Annotated in this window: 17 protein-coding genes and 2 tRNA genes; 8 read left to right on the top strand and 11 right to left on the bottom strand. The window is 29.7% G+C overall.

Annotation, left to right across the window (positions count from 1 at the left end):
- The gene (locus IKZ35_01270; protein MBR4892598.1) at positions 1-717 is read left to right on the top strand and encodes a tRNA threonylcarbamoyladenosine dehydratase; all 717 of its coding nucleotides are present in this window, start codon (positions 1-3) and stop codon (positions 715-717) included.
- A 642-nt stretch (positions 718-1,359) separates the two neighbouring features.
- On the opposite strand, the gene IKZ35_01275 is transcribed toward IKZ35_01270, so the two are convergent.
- Together IKZ35_01275 and IKZ35_01280 are read right to left on the bottom strand one after the other, a co-directional pair.
- The gene (locus IKZ35_01275) at positions 1,360-2,493 is read right to left on the bottom strand and encodes a site-specific integrase (protein MBR4892599.1); all 1,134 of its coding nucleotides are present in this window, start codon (positions 2,491-2,493) and stop codon (positions 1,360-1,362) included.
- Positions 2,483-2,791 carry a helix-turn-helix transcriptional regulator gene (locus tag IKZ35_01280; GenBank protein MBR4892600.1) on the bottom strand — a complete coding sequence of 103 codons (309 nt, stop codon included), beginning with the start codon at positions 2,789-2,791 and terminating at the stop codon, positions 2,483-2,485. Before IKZ35_01280 ends, IKZ35_01275 begins: the two co-directional genes overlap by 11 nt.
- Before the next feature lie 165 nt (positions 2,792-2,956).
- Here IKZ35_01280 and IKZ35_01285 point away from each other — a divergent pair, with 165 nt between their 5' ends.
- The 6 genes from IKZ35_01285 to IKZ35_01310 all read left to right on the top strand — a co-directional run bounded on the left by IKZ35_01285 (position 2,957) and on the right by IKZ35_01310 (position 5,480).
- Positions 2,957-3,166 (top strand): hypothetical protein, encoded by a 210-nt coding sequence (locus IKZ35_01285; GenBank protein ID MBR4892601.1) that lies wholly within the window; start codon positions 2,957-2,959, stop codon positions 3,164-3,166.
- Positions 3,167-3,168: 2 nt separating this feature from the next.
- Positions 3,169-3,360, top strand: coding sequence for a hypothetical protein (locus IKZ35_01290; GenBank protein ID MBR4892602.1), 192 nt, complete (start codon positions 3,169-3,171; stop codon positions 3,358-3,360).
- On the top strand, positions 3,344-3,775 hold the full coding sequence (locus tag IKZ35_01295) for a DUF4373 domain-containing protein (protein ID MBR4892603.1): 432 nt from the start codon (positions 3,344-3,346) through the stop codon (positions 3,773-3,775). Before IKZ35_01290 ends, IKZ35_01295 begins: the two co-directional genes overlap by 17 nt.
- A 297-nt stretch (positions 3,776-4,072) precedes the next feature.
- Positions 4,073-4,231 (top strand): hypothetical protein, encoded by a 159-nt coding sequence (locus IKZ35_01300; GenBank protein MBR4892604.1) that lies wholly within the window; start codon positions 4,073-4,075, stop codon positions 4,229-4,231.
- A gap of 801 nt (positions 4,232-5,032) precedes the next feature.
- Positions 5,033-5,200, top strand: a complete 168-nt coding sequence (locus IKZ35_01305) for a hypothetical protein (protein ID MBR4892605.1) — start codon at positions 5,033-5,035, stop codon at positions 5,198-5,200.
- A gap of 115 nt (positions 5,201-5,315) precedes the next feature.
- Positions 5,316-5,480, top strand: coding sequence for a hypothetical protein (locus IKZ35_01310; GenBank protein ID MBR4892606.1), 165 nt, complete (start codon positions 5,316-5,318; stop codon positions 5,478-5,480).
- 203 nt (positions 5,481-5,683) lie between these two features.
- Here the strand turns inward: IKZ35_01310 and IKZ35_01315 are convergent.
- The 3 genes from IKZ35_01315 to IKZ35_01325 all read right to left on the bottom strand — a co-directional run bounded on the left by IKZ35_01315 (position 5,684) and on the right by IKZ35_01325 (position 6,778).
- A tRNA-Lys gene (locus tag IKZ35_01315) sits at positions 5,684-5,759 on the bottom strand.
- Positions 5,760-5,766: 7 nt separating this feature from the next.
- Positions 5,767-5,842: transfer RNA gene (locus tag IKZ35_01320), tRNA-Thr, on the bottom strand.
- Between the two features lie 90 nt (positions 5,843-5,932).
- Positions 5,933-6,778 (bottom strand): helix-turn-helix domain-containing protein, encoded by an 846-nt coding sequence (locus tag IKZ35_01325; protein MBR4892607.1) that lies wholly within the window; start codon positions 6,776-6,778, stop codon positions 5,933-5,935.
- A gap of 244 nt (positions 6,779-7,022) precedes the next feature.
- Between IKZ35_01325 and IKZ35_01330 the strand changes: the two genes are divergently transcribed.
- Positions 7,023-7,244, top strand: a complete 222-nt coding sequence (locus IKZ35_01330; protein MBR4892608.1) for a hypothetical protein — start codon at positions 7,023-7,025, stop codon at positions 7,242-7,244.
- Positions 7,245-7,280: 36 nt separating this feature from the next.
- Here the strand turns inward: IKZ35_01330 and IKZ35_01335 are convergent, their stop codons facing one another.
- The 6 genes from IKZ35_01335 to IKZ35_01360 form a co-directional block, all read right to left on the bottom strand.
- A complete protein-coding gene (locus IKZ35_01335; protein ID MBR4892609.1) occupies positions 7,281-8,435 on the bottom strand; it encodes an FprA family A-type flavoprotein in 1,155 nt (384 codons plus the stop codon).
- Positions 8,436-8,477: 42 nt separating this feature from the next.
- Positions 8,478-8,636 (bottom strand): rubredoxin, encoded by a 159-nt coding sequence (locus IKZ35_01340; protein ID MBR4892610.1) that lies wholly within the window; start codon positions 8,634-8,636, stop codon positions 8,478-8,480.
- A 37-nt stretch (positions 8,637-8,673) separates the two neighbouring features.
- Positions 8,674-9,525: a peptide chain release factor N(5)-glutamine methyltransferase gene (gene prmC, locus IKZ35_01345; GenBank protein MBR4892611.1), complete on the bottom strand. Its 852-nt coding sequence runs from the start codon at positions 9,523-9,525 to the stop codon at positions 8,674-8,676.
- Complete coding sequence (locus IKZ35_01350) at positions 9,519-10,466, bottom strand: DUF1385 domain-containing protein (GenBank protein ID MBR4892612.1); 948 nt, start codon at positions 10,464-10,466, stop codon at positions 9,519-9,521. Before IKZ35_01350 ends, prmC begins: the two co-directional genes overlap by 7 nt.
- A gap of 76 nt (positions 10,467-10,542) precedes the next feature.
- Entirely contained in the window at positions 10,543-12,441 is a 1,899-nt protein-coding gene (locus IKZ35_01355; protein ID MBR4892613.1) for an ABC-F family ATP-binding cassette domain-containing protein, read from the bottom strand.
- Between the two features lie 49 nt (positions 12,442-12,490).
- Positions 12,491-13,855 (bottom strand): citrate/2-methylcitrate synthase, encoded by a 1,365-nt coding sequence (locus tag IKZ35_01360; protein ID MBR4892614.1) that lies wholly within the window; start codon positions 13,853-13,855, stop codon positions 12,491-12,493.
- Positions 13,856-13,883 lie beyond the last annotated feature (28 nt).

Genomic DNA, 13,883 nt, shown 5'->3' on the forward strand with positions numbered 1-13,883 from the left:
ATGGAACAGTTTTTGCGTACAGAAATTATAGTCGGAAAAGATAATATGGAAAAATTAAAAAACACGCGCGTTGCAGTGTTTGGTGTAGGAGGGGTAGGCTCTTATGCTGCAATGGCACTTGCACGATGCGGAGTTTATAATATTGATATTATCGATAATGATACAGTAAGTGTAACTAATATCAACCGTCAACTTATAGCAGATTTAAACACATTGGAAAGAAAAAAAGTGGATGTGTTAAAGGAAATGCTTTTAAGTATAAATAAAGATATTAAGGTTAATGCTTTTGATTTGTTTTTGGATAAATCGAATATTGATAATTTTGATTTTTCTTCATATGACTATGTTGTAGATGCTATTGATACTGTTTCGTCTAAAATTTTAATAATTGAAAAATGCGATAAAGCAAATGCTAAAATAATAAGCGCAATGGGTGCAGGAAATAAGTTTGACCCGTTAGCCTTTGAAGTAACAGATATTTATAAAACTTCTGTTTGCCCCCTTGCAAAAGTTATGCGATATGAACTTAAAAAAAGGGGAATAAAGAAACTTAAGGTTGTCTATTCAAAGGAAATTCCGACAAAACCTTTGGTTAATATAGAGGAAGAAAATAGAAGGTCAACACCCGGCAGTATGGCATATGTACCATCTGTATCAGGCCTTATTATCGCATCACAGATAGTAAATCATATAATAGGAAAAAATAAAAACTTTTAAGAATAAAAAAACCAAAACATAGTATGTGTTTTGGTTTTTTTGATTTTTAGTGGAACTATAAGATTTTTAGCGATATCTCGCTTTGCAAATTTTATATAAACGAACGGTTTAGATACTCATAAAAATAAACTTTGCGTGAGTGAAGTAACCATAATTATTAATTATTCATCAGCGAAGCGGTTTCATCATTCATTATTCATTAAAAAATCCTGTCGCATTAAATGAATGATGAATATTGAATAATGAAAAATGAATAATACAAAACAAAAAATCCTATCTTTCGACAGGATTTTTGTTTTGGTACACCATCAGTTTAATCGTAATGAAATAATTTGGGGAATTATTTCATAGATTAAAGTCCCTGCGAGATAGGGATGGAGAGCAACGAACATCGCTATCCGTCGTAGTGAAACGGAGAATGAGGGTATTAAAAAAGCACTTGCTTTCACAAGTGCTTTCTTGGTACACCATCAGGGACTCGAACCCTGGACACCCTGATTAAGAGTCTTATTAAATAGAAAGTATATAAAATTAAAAAGGCTTAACCAAGCCTTTTTTATATTTATTTAATAATTTTAAAAGTAACACAGGACACACAAAATTATACTATGTGTGTCCTAAAGTGTGTCCTTTTTTTAAAAATTATTTTGCTATAAAATAACTTGCAACGCTTTCTATTGCTTTCTTTTTGTTGTCCTCTATCATATGCGAATAAATATTTAAAGTGGTTGATATATTACTATGTCCAAGAGTTTTAGAGATAGTGGCTATGTCGTTCCCCTCTTTTAGCATAAGTGAACAGCAGGTGTGCCTTAAACCATGTAAGGTAACATTGCTTAAATTGTGTTTTTTGGTAAAATCTCGCCACCAATTAGTTGGAGTGTGTAAGTTCATAATTTTACCATTCCAAGTTGTAAAAATAAAATTATTATTTACATATAAATCTCCTAATTTTAAAATATTTATATTTTGTTCTTGTTTTAATTTACGAAGAATATCGGCCAATATGTTTGGAAGAGATAAGACACGCACGGAGGAAACTGTTTTTGTTTCTTTTAAAACAACATAATCTTCATTGCTATTATGGGACAAAGTTGCAGATTTGTTAATGGAAACAGTTTTATTTTTGAAATCTATATCATTCCATTTAAGCGCAATAATTTCCCCACGCCTTAAACCAAGTAAAACAGCAAAATAAAAAATACATTGATATTTAAATTCTTCGTTAATAATAAGAGCGTTAATTTTATCGATATCATTTATATTTAAAATACTTTTTTCTTTAGGTTTATATTTTGGAGTTGTTATCATATTACATGGGTTAATATTTTTGAAATATCCCCAAGTAATATTCTTGTTGATAACAGTTTTTAAAAATTTAAAAACTGATTGTTTTATTTTCCCATCAGGTAACGAGTCGAGTATTTTATTTATATTGATAATATTTAAATTTTCAATTTTTAAATAATGAAAATTAACAAGGTGTTTATTGAGAGTATTATAATAATCAATAGTATTTAAAGATAAATTTTTCGCGTGATTAGCCATAAAAACATCAATTAAATCTTTTAAATATTTCGGGTTGCTTGAACTTTTAAAAAAATCTTTTTCATTATAAAGTTTTATAAGATATTTTTCCGCTTCGGTATCAGAAGAACAGGAAATAGTTTTACTGATAACTTTTCTTTTTCCAAAGTCGTCAAACCCTGCAGAGATTCTTATTTTATATTTATTATCTTTTAATTTAGTGATATTGCCTATCTTTCTATTTTTCATTTTCAACACCAAGCCAAACATTAACAATATTTTTGAATTTAATATTTGTTCTATATTCTAAGATAATTTTTTGTTCAAGTTCATTTAAAATAATATTTTTTTCAATATTTAAAAGTTCGTCTGGGCTTATATCTAAAACTTCGCAAAGTTTAAGAATATTAAATAAATCTGGTTCTCTCTTATCTTTTTCCCAGTAATTTAATCTCGTTGGGGATATTTGTAAAAACTCTGCTAATTGTTTCTGCGTATAACCTTTAATTTTTCTAAGTTCTATTATCTTACTACCAAAGCCTTTCATAAAACCACCTCAAATATATTATATAGCATTATAATAATTTAGTCAACATATTTTTAACATTGTGTTAATTTATTTTAACAAAATATATTGACATATTAGCAAAAAGGTAATATAATAAAAATGTAATTAGCATTTTGCTAATATATAATTATAAGGAGTGATATTATGAGAAAGAAAGGGTTATTTCCAAATTTAGAAGCAGAACAGGGCAGATTATCACTAAATGACAATGATGTTGCCATGATATTAAAAATATCAAGAGAAAGTTATTGTAAAAAAAAGAAAAGAGGCAATTTTAAATTAACGGAGATAATATGCTTATTAAATTATTTTAAAAAAGATTTTTCATATTTATTTGAACAAAGGAGTGCTTGATAATGAGTAATAGATTAACAAGACAACAAGCAAGTGCTTATATTGGTTGCAGTCTTTCAACTTTAGATAAATTGCAAAGAGAGGGTTATTTAGAGGGTACATATTTGGAACTATATAACAGAAGATATTATTTTACTGCAAAACTTGACGAATGGATGCTGAAAGGTGGTACCAATAATGGCAAGACCAATTAAAAAAGGTATTGATTATTTTTCTTTTGATGTTGATTTTTTTGAAGATACCAGAATAAAAAAATTAAGAAGTAAATACAAAACACTTGGCATAGTTACATATATTTTTTTATTAACCAAAATATATAAAGAGCAGGGTTATTATATTTTTATAGACGACGATCAAATTTTTGATATTGCAGATTCAATAAGAGAAGATGCCGAAGTAATAAAAGAAATAATTGATTATATGGCTACTTTAAATCTTTTGATAAAAAAAGAAATAAGTAAAAGCATATATTGTTTAACTTCTGAGAGAATCCAAAAAACTTATCAGGCTTCTGTAAAAGCAAGAGGGAAAAAAAGTCCAGTTAAAATAAATGGAAAAATATGGATATTATTAAAAGAAGATACAGAAGATTATATCGAAATAATTTAATTAAATTATTCTAATATATAAGTACATCTCGAAATTTATTTATTCTTATTTTATATATTTTTATTTTATTTTATTTATGCACTTTTTCCTACGAATAAATGTATTTTATTAATATATATTTATAAGAATAACTTAATTATAATTAGGAATAATTAAGTTATTCCTTAGAATAATAAATGGAAATATTTACCATTATGTTTAAAACTTTTTAATATATATTTTGTGTCTAAAATTATTTTTAATAATAAACTGTTTTTGTTGAAAACTATTTTTTTAAATGTTGAAAAGGTGGTATATATGAATGAAAAAGACTTTATAGAGTTAATTTACTTACTACAACAAGACAAAGAATATAATATAAAAAATAATAACTTAAGAACTTCTAAATTATATGACATGGCATTAAATATAATTCTTGATTATAAAGATACTTATATAAACTGTTTGATTATATAATTTAATTAAGTTGCATATCGCAACATTATGTAATTCAATTTATTTTTAATTTATTTGAGAAAGGTCGCGCCCTTGTTGCTCCTCTTCGCACTTCTGCGCTCAGAGGTCAACAAGAGCGCTAAGGTTACATAATGTTATCGGCATATATCTTTTTTTTACTGCTTATACAAAAAATATCGGTATTTTGTATAAAAAGATATGTGAGTATTCTTTAGGGTCCGTCTTATCTTTTTACAAGGGGTGTCCCACCCTACAAAATAATTTTTTTGTATAAAAAGTTTTCTATAAAAACCCTTTGTGTTTTTATAAAAAACTTTGGGTTATCCTTTGAAGCAAAAAAGATATATGCCTTAGTATATTGTGTCATATATACAATAATGCATGTTTTACGGTATGCCCTCACAAATGCGCTTCCTGTAATCGTAATGGCGCTTTGTGAGGGGGGGCTTCCTTTGTCCCTTTCCCGACAAAGTAAGCCCAAGGAATATGTTTATAAATAAACATATATCTATCATAGCCATAAGGCACATACGGACAGTCGCAGTCTTCGTGTTTTGGTGGTGTGCTCGGCAAGGCTGTCGCGTTGCTCAAACGCCTTTCCTGTGCGCTCCACCAAAGCACTTGCCTTGCTCGTTGTTGTAGCCGGTAGGATAATTTCAAGATGTTTGTAAGTAGTTTATGAACATACAGGCCTACTTCCTCGGCTTCCTCAGCGCAGAAGAAAAAACTGCGCTTTCGTCTTCCTCGTCATTAGTCCTTAGTTTAAAGAAAAATATACAAACAAAGAAAGGAATAAAACAAATGAGATTATATAAATATCAAAGAAATAAAAGAAAAGAATGTATAATAAGAGTTAGGTTAGATAAAGAAATGGTTGAAGCGGTAAAATGTATTACAAAAAATAAAGGTTGTTCATTATCCTCTTTTATAAGAAAAGCAATAATATTTATGATTGCCAAAGAGAGTTAATGTCCTACAATAAATATATAAAAAATCGAGGCTAAGCCTCGTCATAACAAGTTTTTTACATTTCAAGAAAAATAAAAAACTTGTTATCTAAATTATAAAAAAGGAGTGTTTATCAATGGAAAAAATAACAATATCAATAAGAGTATTATTAAAGACATATAAAAAGTTTAAACATATGTGTATGATAAAAGGTTGCACAATGTCAGAACATTTTGAGGAAATCATAAAAAAAGATATAAAAGAATTTGAAGAAGAACATCAAATAAAATTATATTGTTGACAACTCAACAATATAATAATATAATGAAAATGGCTTCAATGCTAAACAATTAAATAAATTCAAGTTCGGAAAAAGAGTTACCATTTTTTAATGGTAACTCTTTTACTAAATGTGTCCTAAAGTGTGTCCCAATAAATAAAAAACAAACATTTTAATAAAATAAAGAAACTCTTACAACTATTGTGGCCGTAAGAGTTTCTTTATGGTACACCATCAGGGACTCGAACCCTGGACACCCTGATTAAGAGTCAGGTGCTCTACCATCTGAGCTAATGGTGCAAAAAATTGGAGCTGACGAGCGGACTTGAACCGCCGACCTCCTCCTTACCAAGGAGGTGCGCTACCGACTGTGCCACGTCAGCATATCTTAACAACAAAAGATATTATATTATAATAAAGAATAAAAGTCAAGAGAAAAACCAATTTTTTTACCAATTAAAATGGCAGTGTTTTTATATTTTGGTAAGGTCTTTATTTTCAGATAACAGTTTATTGACAAAGTTTTCAACCCTGTTAATATCTGCTGCATCAAGATATGTGATTTTTTCCATAAGAGGTCTTGGGTCTCTTAATAATATAAGGTCAGAAACTTTAAAATCAAATGCATCTGCAATACTGGTTAAATGCTCTAAAGGAATATCCTCTTTTTGTGCATTGTAATAAAGTGTAACAGTGTCGATATCAAGATTAACCTTTTTTGCTAATTCAGGTATAGAAAGATTTGAAGATTTAAATAGATTTTCAACATTTATAACTGACGGTGATTTTTCGTTATATCCTTTATGAGGCTCACTTGCTCTGCTTTTTCTGAATTTAACATTTTTATAGTCTACATTGCCGAATAAATAGTCAAAGGATACATTAAAGATTTGGGATATTGAAGAGAATATAGTTATATCAGGAAAAGATAACCCCTTTTCCCAGTTATCAATTTCATTATAATTTACCTTTATCCCCGAATTTTCAAGTATTTTTTCTGATAAACTTTCCTTTGATACCTTATAAGTGGTCATTAACCTTTTTAATTGAACAGAGAAATTAGTAATTATATTTTTAGAAATATTATTACTTTCCAAAGAATAATTTTCATTATCAGAATCTTTTCCAAGCAATAAATAGATAGGGGAAACCTTAAGTAAATCAGCAATTTCACACATCTTTGAAATAGTTAATTTTTCTATTTCGCCTGTTTCATATCTGTAATAAGTAGAAACTGATTTACCTATTTTATCTGCAATGGTTTTAGGGTTAATATCAAGTTCAATTCTTCTGTCTCTCATTCTCTGACCAATATTCATATTATCACCTCATATTTCGTATTTTAGCATATAATTTCTTTTCTTGCAATAATCTTTTTGCTTACTTTTGCAAAATATGCGAAAAAAATATTGACAAATGTATTTTTATGTGATAAATTTACCTTGTCGCATAAAATGCGAAAAATAAAAATATTGGGAATATTATATTTATCAAGTAAGGGAATTGATAAATTTTTTTAAAAACTAATTCGCATTTTGTGCGAAAATATGAGGGGTGGAATTTATGGATAAAATTATTACATATGAACTTTTTAAAGAAGATAAATGGGATGAGGATAACGGAAGTTACACAGCATACGGAATAAGAACAAGTAACAAAGAGGAGGAAGTAGGGGATATAACGGTTAATCTGTGCGAGGCTCTTAAAATTTTAAGGGTATTAAACGATAATAATGTTAGTATATATCATTTTAAGGATGTAATTTATGATTTATTAAACTTATAAAAAGCATAGTGTTTCTAAGAAACACTATGCTTTTTGTTAGTTTATAATTTCTTTGCTAAGGTTTACAATCTCTTCTTTGTTTTCATCATTTGCCTTAGATTTTATTGAAACTAAGGTATCAAAATAGGTTATATCTTTTGCATCTTCAAAAACTTTTTTAATATTTTTACTAACTGTGGCTGCCCATGTTCCGTTTTCTATTATACCTACTTTTCTGTTTTTAAAGTTTCTTTCTGTAAGATGATTTAAAAACTCTTTCATACAAGGGAACAGACCTGAGTTATATGTTGTGGAAGCAAGAATAAGTTTACTGTATTTAAATGCCAAAGATACTGCTTCGTGCATATCACAACGCGCAAGATTCATAACTGATACATTTTTATAATTTAGTTTATCAAGTTCTTTTTTAAGAAGAAAAACTGCTTCTTGGGTGTTACCGTATACAGAACTATATGCAATTAAAACTCCGTCTTCTTCAGGAGTATATGAAGACCATTTATCATAAAGTGAAATATAATATGAAAGATTTTCAGATAAAACAGGCCCGTGTAAAGCACAAATTCTTTTTATATCAAGAGTTGCTGCTTTTTTAAGAACACTCTGTACCTGAGGACCGAATTTTCCTACAATGCCTATATAATATCTTCTGGCTTCGTCTATCCATTCTTCGTTTGCATCAACAGTTCCGAATTTACCGAAGCCGTCGGCAGAAAATAAAGTTTTGGTGGTTGATTCATATGTCATTATAACTTCAGGCCAGTGAACCATAGGAGCGTTAATAAAGGTTAAGTTATGTTCGCCTAATGACAAGGTATCATTTTCGTTTACCTTAATGCTTCTTTCGTTATAGTCTGTGCCGAAAAACTGCTTTATCATAGGGAATGATTTAACCCCTGAAACAAGTGTTGCATTCGGATACTTTTCCATAAATTTATGAATGTTTGCCGAATGGTCAGGCTCCATATGAGAAATGATAAGATATTCTGGCTCTTTATCTTTTAGTATATCTTCAATTTTTTTAAGCCATTCGTCGCCAAAAGCCTTTTCAACCGTGTCAAATACAGCAGTTTTTTCATCAGTAATAATATAGGAATTATAAGACATTCCGTTTTTTACTTTGTATTGTCCTTCAAATAAGTCTATTTTTTTATCATTTATTCCTATGTAATAAATGTTATTTGTAATTTCCATTGTAATTCTCCTTTTAAAAAAGCAGGTTTAACCTGCTTTTAATTATTCTTCTGAAAAATCTTCTTTTCCAACTCCACATAAAGGGCAGACAAAATCTTCTGGTACATCTTCCCATTTTGTTCCTGCGCTGATGTTTAAATCAGGTTCGCCTGTTTCTTCGTCATAAACATATCCACATACATTACATACATATTTTTTCATAATAAATCTCCTTTTTTTATTTATTATAAACGCTATATTATTTTTTTAAACATAAAACTCTTTCAATTTTTGCTAAATCTTTTATTATTTCTACCGATTTAAATTTATTGCTCTTTATTGCATAATCGTAAAGATACTTCCATTGATTTATTCCCATCTCTAAGAGCATATATCCGCCATCATTTAGATTGTTATAAAAATCGTCAATTATTCTTTTGTAAAATTTATATTCATCATCAGGTGATACAAGAGCAATAAATGGTTCGTATTTTTTAACATCATCTTCAAGGCCTAAAAAGTCATCTTCGTTTATATACGGAGGGTTTGACACAATTAAATCATATTTTTTATCAATGGTATCATTTAAAATATCTTTTTTTATTATTTTTGCTCTGTCATTTATATTGTGTTTTAAAACATTAAAAGAGCATACATCAAGCGCCTCGTCTGATATGTCAACTAATGTAACATTACTGTTTTTAAAAATTGTTGCAAGAGTAATTCCTATACATCCTGAGCCTGTACATAAATCAAGTATTGATAAACTACATTCTTTGTCTATTTTATCTATTAGAGTATCTATAATTATTTCGGTATCAGGGCGGGGGATAAGAACGCTGCTGTTAACCTTAAACTGAAGAGAATAAAATTCACACACACCTGTTAAGTATTTTACAGGTGTTTTTTTGGAACGCATTTTTATAAGTTCTATATACTTATTATAATCACTCTCTTTAATTTCATCAGTTTTATGAACTGTAAGATAACTTTTATCTTTTTTTAAGATATGGCATAAAAGAATTTTAGCATCGCTTATATAACTTTCAATATTTGATTTTTCTAAGATTTTAGTGCCTTCTGTTAAGGCATCGAAAATAGTTTTTACCATTTGTCATCTTCTCTGTTTTCTGATATAACTGATTTTAAGGCAGCGAGTGCAACCTCAATCTGACTTTCATCAGGCTCTTTTGTTGTTAAATGCTGAAGTAAAACTCCCGGCTTTGATATAATTTTAGTAAATGTGTTATCATATTTTCCTGCAATTTTTATAAGTTCATAGGAAAGCCCTGCAACAACAGGTAACAGTAAAAGACGGTATAATAATCTTAAATGAAGTTCTCCCCATGAAATACAGGAGAAAACAAGTATGCTTACAATCATAACAATTACTAAAAAACTTGTTCCGCATCTTGGGTGGAAGCGGGAATATTTTTTAACATTTTCAACTGTTAATTCTTCTCCGTGTTCATAACAGAATATTGATTTGTGCTCTGCACCGTGGTACATAAACACTCTTTTTATATCTTCCATTCTAGAGACTAAGTATAAATAGGCAAGAAAAATAGCCATTTTAATTATACTTTCTGTAAGGTTGAGTGCAACTATACTTATATTTGGGAACGGATACTTTAAAAGCCCTGCAATAAAATTAGGCAAAAGCATAAATAATCCTATACCTAATATAAGAGATAAAAGTACAGAAATATACATTATAACTGTAACAAGTTTATCTCCGAATTTATCCATAAGCCACTTTTCAAATTTAGACATTTTTTCAGGCGAATCTTCCAAATCTTCAAAGAATTTAGCGGAAAACATTAAGCAACTTACACCTGTATATAATGATTCGAAAAATGAAAATACACCTCGAAGTACCGGTATTTTATTTATTTTCCATTTAACGCTTAATAAGTTAATCGGCTTTTTTTCTATTTCAATATGACCGTCAGGGCATCTTACAGCAGTAGCGATATCTTTTACGCCACGCATCATAACACCTTCAATAACTGCCTGACCGCCTACGCTTGTTGGTTTTAAACACTTACCCATAGGTTCACCTCCTGATAAATTTTCTTAAATATTATCTCATTTTAAAAGTATAATGTCAATGAATTTAACAGATTGTTTACATATTTAATTCTTCCCAGAGTTTATACTTTAAGTTAAGAAGTTCTTTTGTTTCTTCAAGTTCGCTGCATTTTAAATTTAAAAGTTCATAATCTGTGGCAATTTCTTTAGAAGATATTTCTTCATTTAAACTTAAAATCTTTGCTTCAAGTTCTTCGATTTCATCTTCTGTTTTCTTAATAAGATTTTTAATTTTTACTTCTTCGGCACGGTCTTTTTTGGAACGGTAAAATTTATTTTTTTCTTCGCTTTCTTTTTTTATCTCAGGTTGCTTTGTCTTTTCTGTTTTATTCTGAAGATAATTATCAAAATTGCCTTCATATACTGTAAAACCGTCTGAATCAAGTTCCACAATTTTTGTAGGAATTTTATTAAGAAGATACCTGTCATGAGATACCATAATTATTGTACCCTGATAATTTTTAAGACTCTCGTCAAGCACTTCTTTTGATGATAAATCAAGGTGGTTGGTCGGCTCGTCCATTATTAAGATATTGCCTTTATTTAGCATCATAATAGCAAATTTTAATTTGGCTTTCTCTCCGCCACTTAAATTTTCAACCTTTTTAAACACATCCTCGCCGGAAAAAAGAAGTCTTCCTAATGTATTTCTTCCCTCAAGTTCGGTTGAAATTCCTGTTTTATCCATAAGTTCTCTAAGTAAGGTGTTTTCTTTTTTTAAAGTTTTATTTTCCTGCTCAAAATAGGTTATTTTAAGATTTTTCCCCCATTTGATGCTTCCGTCATAGTTAACTTTATTTAAGAGTGCTTTTAAAAAGGTGGTTTTACCAATTCCGTTAGCACCCACTATTGCTATTTTTTCTCCTCGCTTAACACTTAAATCAAGGTTTTTTGCAAGTGGTATATCTTCAATTTGCAAAGACAGGTTGTTAACATCCAATAGTTCAAATGACGGGTCAAAATCAAAGTTAAAGTCAAGTGAAATGGTTTTTAAATATTCTTTAGGGTTATCTATAATTTCAAGCCTTTCAAGTGCTTTTTCACGGCTTTTTGCACTTTTTGCAGTAGATGCTCTTACTTTGTTTTTTGCAATGTACTCTTTTAAAGATGCAATCTCATTTTGTTGCTTTTCATATTCCTTTGTAAGAAAGGAAATCATATTTTTCTTAATTTCGGCAAACTGAGTGTAATTTCCAGAATATCTTTTAAGGCTTCCTTTATAAATTTCACATATACTGTTAACTGTTTTATCAAGAAAATATCTGTCATGTGATACCATAAGAATTGCGCCTTTATATGATAAAAGATAGTCTTCAAGCCACTTTAGAGTTTTAAAATCAAGATGGTTTGTAGGCTCGTCGAGTATAAGTAAATCAGGTTCTTTTAATAAAAGTTTGCATAGGGCAAGTCTTGTTTTTTCGCCGCCTGAAAGGTTGGCTGCAGGGATGTTTAAGTCTTTATTTAAAAAGCCCATTCCGTTTAATACGGTATTTATCTTAACTTCCTTGTTATATCCGTCTTTAGCCTCGAAATAGGTCTGAAGATTTGCATATTTCTTATTTAAAATATCCAGTTGTTTTTCATCGGTTGTTTTGGAAATTTCAGCGTATAAATCTTTAAGTTCTTCTTCTATATCATTTAGTTCCTTAAATACACTTCTAACTTCTTCTATAACTGTTTTATCTGTTTTAAATTCAGGGTTTTGCTTAAGATATCCTATCTGATTTTTATGATATATTATTTCGCCTTCGTCATAGTTTGTATTTTTGGTTATTATATTAAGAAGAGTAGTTTTTCCGCATCCGTTCTGACCGATTAAACCTATCCTGTCGTTATCTTCAATTTTTAAGTTTATATTGCTAAGTATTACTTCTCCCGAATAGGTTTTTACAATATCCTTTAATTCCAATATCATATTCTTCCAGCCTTTTTTCATATTATATACAATTACTGCACAATACATATGTACTGTACAGTAATTATTTTTATCTGTCTTCTAATTTTGTGTAGGTCATTCTCTGGCTTACATTTTTATACGCAGGACGCATAATTCTTCCGCCTGTAATATGCTCTTCAAGTATATGAGCACACCATCCGACAATTCTTGATACAGCAAAAAGAGGTGTACATAACTCGATAGGGATATCAAGCATCTGATATACAAAGCCTGAATATAAGTCAACATTTGCACATATTTCTTTATCAGGGCCTTTTACCTCGCAGAATGCAACAGGGCCAAGCCTTTCAATAGATTCAAACACCTTAAATTTATCCATTGCATTTTTTTCAATGGCAAGTTCCATTGCTTTTTTCTTTAAAAGAACTGCACGAGGGTCGGACACTGTATAAACTGCGTGGCCTAACCCGTAAATTAAGCCTGATTTATCAAAGGCTTCTTTTTTAAGCATTTTTATAAGATAATTCTTTATTTCTTCATCATTATTTAAATCTTTGACATTATCTATAATATTGTCAATCATAGATGTTACCTTTAAGTTTGCGCCACCGTGTTTAGAGCCTTTTAATGAGCCTATGGCAGCAGCAACAGCAGAATATATATCTGTACCTGTTGAAGATACAACATGGGTAGTAAATGTTGAGTTATTACCTCCACCGTGTTCTGCGTGAAGTATGAGCATCAAGTCAAGAATATCTGCTTCAAGTTTTGTAAACTTGTTGTCAGGTCGAACTAAATGAAGAAAATTCTCGGCAGTTGTATATTCAGGGTTAACTGAGTGAATATATAAACTTTTTCTGTCAAAATAGTGTGCCTTTGCCTGATAACCGTATGCCGCAAGGGTAGGGAATTTTGCAATAAGGCCGATAGACTGTTTTAAAACATTTACAACCGAATTATCTTCAGCATTTTCATCATACGAATAAAGTGCAAGAACACTTCTTGACAGTTTAATCATAATATTTTCACATGGTGTTTTTAAAATAGTGTCTTCTGTAAAACCGTCAGGAAGAGTTGAAAGATGTGAAAGAAGTTCCTTGAAATCTTTTAACTGCTCTTTATTTGGAAGTGTGCCAAAAAGAAGTAAAAATATTACTTCTTCAAACCCATGACGGTCATTTTGTGATATATCGGAAACTATATCGTTTATATCTATCCCACGGTAAAAAAGTTTTCCGGGTGCAGGAATTTTTTCATTTTCCTCCATAATGTAACCGCTTACTTCACCGATAGATGTAAGTCCGACTAAAACACCTGTACCGTTACTGTTTCTAAGCCCTCTTTTAACGTTGTATTCAGTATATTTTTCGGATGGTATTTTGTTTTTAACAGTAGAAACGCTCGATAACTCATCCAGATATTTTTCGGTAATTTCATTTATATAAAAATCCATATGTAATATCAATGTCCTTTCTTAAATA

It is taken from the genome of Clostridia bacterium (assembly GCA_017554615.1).
Classification (GTDB): Bacteria; Bacillota; Clostridia; order UMGS1840; family HGM11507; genus SIG450.

What these genes read in the sequence shown, in the direction of transcription:
- IKZ35_01325 (MBR4892607.1), bottom strand. Translation starts at nt 6,778, where the DNA reads ATGAATATTGGTCAGAGAATGAGAGACAGAAGAATTGAACTTGATATT.
- IKZ35_01305 (MBR4892605.1), top strand. Translation starts at nt 5,033, where the DNA reads ATGAGATTATATAAATATCAAAGAAATAAAAGAAAAGAATGTATAATA.
- IKZ35_01275 (MBR4892599.1), bottom strand. Translation starts at nt 2,493, where the DNA reads ATGAAAAATAGAAAGATAGGCAATATCACTAAATTAAAAGATAATAAA.
- IKZ35_01290 (MBR4892602.1), top strand. Translation starts at nt 3,169, where the DNA reads ATGAGTAATAGATTAACAAGACAACAAGCAAGTGCTTATATTGGTTGC.
- IKZ35_01300 (MBR4892604.1), top strand. Translation starts at nt 4,073, where the DNA reads ATGAATGAAAAAGACTTTATAGAGTTAATTTACTTACTACAACAAGAC.
- IKZ35_01360 (MBR4892614.1), bottom strand. Translation starts at nt 13,855, where the DNA reads ATGGATTTTTATATAAATGAAATTACCGAAAAATATCTGGATGAGTTA.
- IKZ35_01355 (MBR4892613.1), bottom strand. Translation starts at nt 12,441, where the DNA reads ATGAAAAAAGGCTGGAAGAATATGATATTGGAATTAAAGGATATTGTA.
- prmC (MBR4892611.1), bottom strand. Translation starts at nt 9,525, where the DNA reads ATGGTAAAAACTATTTTCGATGCCTTAACAGAAGGCACTAAAATCTTA.
- IKZ35_01310 (MBR4892606.1), top strand. Translation starts at nt 5,316, where the DNA reads ATGGAAAAAATAACAATATCAATAAGAGTATTATTAAAGACATATAAA.
- IKZ35_01340 (MBR4892610.1), bottom strand. Translation starts at nt 8,636, where the DNA reads ATGAAAAAATATGTATGTAATGTATGTGGATATGTTTATGACGAAGAA.
- IKZ35_01330 (MBR4892608.1), top strand. Translation starts at nt 7,023, where the DNA reads ATGGATAAAATTATTACATATGAACTTTTTAAAGAAGATAAATGGGAT.
- IKZ35_01280 (MBR4892600.1), bottom strand. Translation starts at nt 2,791, where the DNA reads ATGAAAGGCTTTGGTAGTAAGATAATAGAACTTAGAAAAATTAAAGGT.
- IKZ35_01270 (MBR4892598.1), top strand. Translation starts at nt 1, where the DNA reads ATGGAACAGTTTTTGCGTACAGAAATTATAGTCGGAAAAGATAATATG.
- IKZ35_01295 (MBR4892603.1), top strand. Translation starts at nt 3,344, where the DNA reads ATGGCAAGACCAATTAAAAAAGGTATTGATTATTTTTCTTTTGATGTT.
- IKZ35_01335 (MBR4892609.1), bottom strand. Translation starts at nt 8,435, where the DNA reads ATGGAAATTACAAATAACATTTATTACATAGGAATAAATGATAAAAAA.
- IKZ35_01285 (MBR4892601.1), top strand. Translation starts at nt 2,957, where the DNA reads ATGAGAAAGAAAGGGTTATTTCCAAATTTAGAAGCAGAACAGGGCAGA.
- IKZ35_01350 (MBR4892612.1), bottom strand. Translation starts at nt 10,466, where the DNA reads ATGGGTAAGTGTTTAAAACCAACAAGCGTAGGCGGTCAGGCAGTTATT.